4 protein-coding genes and 1 pseudogene are annotated in these 3381 nt (G+C 63.2%); 1 reads left to right on the top strand and 4 read right to left on the bottom strand.

Annotated features, from left to right (window positions below):
* Positions 1-579 (bottom strand): ribosome maturation factor RimP (gene rimP, locus EN925_RS28780; protein WP_128337102.1); only part of this gene is annotated, 579 nt, incomplete at its 3' end.
* Between the two features lie 298 nt (positions 580-877).
* On the opposite strand from rimP, the gene EN925_RS28775 reads away from it, so the two are divergent.
* Positions 878-1051, top strand: a complete 174-nt coding sequence (locus tag EN925_RS28775) for a hypothetical protein (protein WP_127369389.1) — start codon at positions 878-880, stop codon at positions 1049-1051.
* Between the two features lie 60 nt (positions 1052-1111).
* On the opposite strand, the gene EN925_RS28770 is transcribed toward EN925_RS28775, so the two are convergent.
* From EN925_RS28770 to EN925_RS40970, 3 genes and pseudogenes are all read right to left on the bottom strand, one after another.
* Positions 1112-1813 (bottom strand): tRNA (guanosine(46)-N(7))-methyltransferase TrmB, encoded by a 702-nt coding sequence (locus EN925_RS28770; RefSeq protein WP_024503462.1) that lies wholly within the window; start codon positions 1811-1813, stop codon positions 1112-1114.
* Between the two features lie 23 nt (positions 1814-1836).
* Positions 1837-3102: a methionine adenosyltransferase gene (metK, locus tag EN925_RS28765; RefSeq protein ID WP_024503461.1), complete on the bottom strand. Its 1266-nt coding sequence runs from the start codon at positions 3100-3102 to the stop codon at positions 1837-1839.
* Between the two features lie 169 nt (positions 3103-3271).
* A pseudogene (locus EN925_RS40970) lies at positions 3272-3381 on the bottom strand (transcriptional regulator); the annotation flags it as partial.

The following is a 3381-nucleotide window of genomic DNA, read 5'->3' as shown; positions in this document are numbered from 1 at the left end:
GCCGCGGCGCTTCTTGGCTTCCTTGCGCGCCCTGTTGTCCTTCGACAGGGCATCGCGGATGAGATCGTCGGTCAGGATCAGGCGCACATCGGCAATCGCGTCATAGGGGACGCGCACCGTCGGCTCCTCGCCATAGGCTGCCTTGTCGCGCTCGATCAGCACATCGTCTTCGCCGGCTTCGGCGATCTTGCCCTTGAAGCGCTTGCGGTCGGCGACGACGATCGATGTTTCCATCTTCACCAGATGACCCGTCCAGGTCGTGAAATCCGATTTGCGGACCAGCGGCCGGTCGATGCCGGGCGACGAGACTTCAAGATGGTAGGCCTTTTCGATCGGATCATCGACATCGAGCGCCGGCGACACCGCGCGGCTGACCTCTTCGCAATCCTCGACGGTCATGGTGCCGTCCTCGCGTTCGGCCATGATCTGCAGCGTCAGCCCGTTCTGGCCCGACAGATGCACCCGCACGAGGCGGAAGCCGATGCCGCGCAGAACCGGCTGGACGATCAGCGCGATGCGCGCATCGATGCCGCTTTCGCGGATGATGCGATCGTCGCCCTCGCTTGCCGTTGCAGTCATTGAAGCCCTGTCGTTCTCTACCAAGTTATCGGCAGGTAATAAAAAAGAGCGGGACCGGGTGGACCCACTCTTCGTCATACCGACCAAGAATTTGAGGCTGATATAGACGATCGCGGCCTGTGTTTCAAGCCCGCTATGCTGGTCGGGCAACGCTGCCATCGAGGTGGCCCCGCCAGCGTTGCATGGAGCGCATGGCGCCCATGCGGCGGCCCCCATGGGATCGGCGCTGAAACGCACCTACTTACCCTGCGCTGCACAAAGGTGGCCGTGCGTCACACGTGCGCGAAAGGACATGATCATGAGCAATCGCAAGATATTTTCTGCAATAGGCGACTTCTTCACCGTATTCGGCAGCGCCGTGGCCGCTTCACGGGCCGTGGAAGCCGGTCGCAGGCCGCGCGCCGACGACCTGCGCAACCTCGGCGTCGAGCCTGCCGCCTTCGATCGCATCGGCCGCCGCTTCCAGCTTTGACGCAATTCCGGACGGAAAACCGTTTCACACTTTTCCTGGAATTGCTCTAAGACCGCGAGCTTATTTCCGAATGAAGGTAAGATAGGCGGGCCGCCGGCCCTCACGAATGGCCTTGGCCTCGTAACGGGTGCCCGGCCAACCATCATAGGGCCGGTGCCAGTCCGCCGCCTCGCAAGCCTGCCATGCGAACGCGCCATGCGCGCGGCAATGCAGCAAGGTCCAGTTGACATAAGTGTCGATGTCGGAGGCGAAGCGGAATTTTGAACCAGGCTTCAGCACGCGCGCGAACCGCTCGAGATTGACCGGGCTTACGAAACGTCGCTTCCAGTGTTTCTTCTTCGGCCAGGGGTCGGGATAGAGCAGATCGAGGCCGCCGAGCGAGGCCTGCGGCAGCCAGTCGAGCAGCCTTGTGGCGTCGTCGTCATAAACCCGCAGATTGGCGAGCGGTTTCTCGCGCACCGCCATCATCATCTTGGCCATGCCGTTGACGAAGGGCTCGACGCCGATAAAGCCGATCGAAGGCGCCTCGGTCGCGCGGTGCAGGAGATGTTCGCCACCGCCGAAGCCAATCTCGAGGCGAACCGCGCTGACATCGGTTTGAAACAGAGTTTGCAGATCGGCCGGCGGCTCGGCCGCCAGATCGAGCCGATATACACCGAAGCCGCTTTCCAGCGCGGCCGCCTGTTGCGGACGCATGGTCTTGCCGCGCCGGCGACCGAAAAAGGCTTCGGTCGCGCGGCTTGGTCTGTCCTTCGGATCCATGGCGGGACTTCGCGGCGCCGCTGTCAGGCGGCGACCGCGTCCTTGAGCGCCTTGGCGAGATCGGTCTTTTCCCAGGAGAAAGACCCATCACGGCCGGCCTTGCGGCCGAAATGGCCGTAGGACGACGTCTTGGCGTAGATCGGTTTGTTGAGATCGAGGTGACGGCGGATGCCCGACGGCGACAGATCCATCACCGTGCGCAGCGCGTCCTCGAGCTTTGCCTCGTCGACCTTGCCGGTACCATGCAAGTCGACATAGACCGACAGCGGCTGGGCGACGCCGATGGCGTAGGAAAGCTGGATGGTGCAGCGGTCGGCGAGTTTCGCCGCCACCACGTTCTTGGCCAGGTAGCGCGCCGCATAGGCTGCCGAACGGTCCACCTTGGTGGTGTCCTTGCCGGAGAAGGCGCCGCCGCCATGGGGTGCGGCACCACCGTAGGTGTCGACGATGATCTTGCGGCCGGTCAGGCCGGCGTCGCCGTCCGGCCCGCCGATGACGAACTTGCCGGTCGGATTGATGTACCACATGCAATCGTCGGCGATCTTGAGGTCGCCCAGCGCCTCGCGGATATAGGGTTCGACGACCTTGCGGACCTTCTTTGAATCCCAGCTCGCATCGAGATGCTGCGTGGACAGCACGATCTGCGTCGCCTCGGCGGCCTTGCCATCAACATAGCGAACGGTGACCTGGCTCTTGGCATCCGGCCCGAGCCTGCCGGCTTCACCGCTGCCTTCGTGACGGGCAGCAGCCAGCAGTTCGAGGATCTTGTGGCTGTAGTAGATCGGCGCCGGCATCAAATCCGGCGTCTCGCGGCAGGCATAACCGAACATGATGCCCTGGTCGCCGGCACCCTCTTCGCCCTGACGGTCGGCAGCGTTGTCGACGCCCTGGCCTATGTCAGGCGACTGGCCGTGCAGCAGAACCTCGATCTTCGCCGTTTTCCAGTGGAAGCCGGCCTGCTCGTAGCCGATTTCGCGGATCGCCTTGCGGGCGACCGATTTGAACTTGGCCGGATTGACGACCGGATGGCCGGCGGCATCCTTGAGGATGTTGCCTGCCTTGTCCTTCTTCAGCAGCGTTTCCGGGACGCGCACTTCGCCGGCGATGACGACACGGTTGGTGGTGGCCAGCGTCTCGCAGGCGACACGGACTTTCCACGGGTCCATGCCGGTCTTCTTGGCTTCGCGATAGACCAGATCGACGATCTCGTCGGAAATCCGGTCACAGACTTTGTCGGGATGGCCCTCGGCAACGGATTCCGAGGTAAAGAAGTAGTTCTGCCGCGTCACGGGTGTCCCCTCTTGAAAAACGATCGGCAGGCTGCCGATTTTGGCGCGCCACGTGTTAGCGGGGCGAAGCGCCGCTCGTCAAGCGGTGCTTCGGCTCTGGCATGAATGTCGATGCCGTTATCTTGTGCCACCGGCGGCGGGGCGCCGCCGGTCCTGGCGTGATTGAGGATCAGTCGGGATCGTCGGCGGAGAGGGACTTGACCAGGTCTATGATCCTGCGGCGCACCTTGGCGTCGGCGATCTTGACAAAGGCCCGGTTGAGCTGAAGGCCTTCAGGGC

Origin of the sequence: Mesorhizobium sp. M7A.F.Ca.US.006.04.2.1 (assembly GCF_004022915.1) — a bacterium.
GTDB classification, from domain to species: domain Bacteria; phylum Pseudomonadota; class Alphaproteobacteria; order Rhizobiales; family Rhizobiaceae; genus Mesorhizobium; species Mesorhizobium ciceri.
Note: the sequence above shows the minus strand (reverse complement) of the source record. Positions and strands in the feature narration are given on the sequence as shown.

Coding starts and splice junctions, on each gene's coding strand:
- EN925_RS28775 (WP_127369389.1), top strand. CDS start 878: ATGAGCAATCGCAAGATATTTTCTGCAATAGGCGACTTCTTCACCGTA.
- EN925_RS28770 (WP_024503462.1), bottom strand. CDS start 1,813: ATGGATCCGAAGGACAGACCAAGCCGCGCGACCGAAGCCTTTTTCGGT.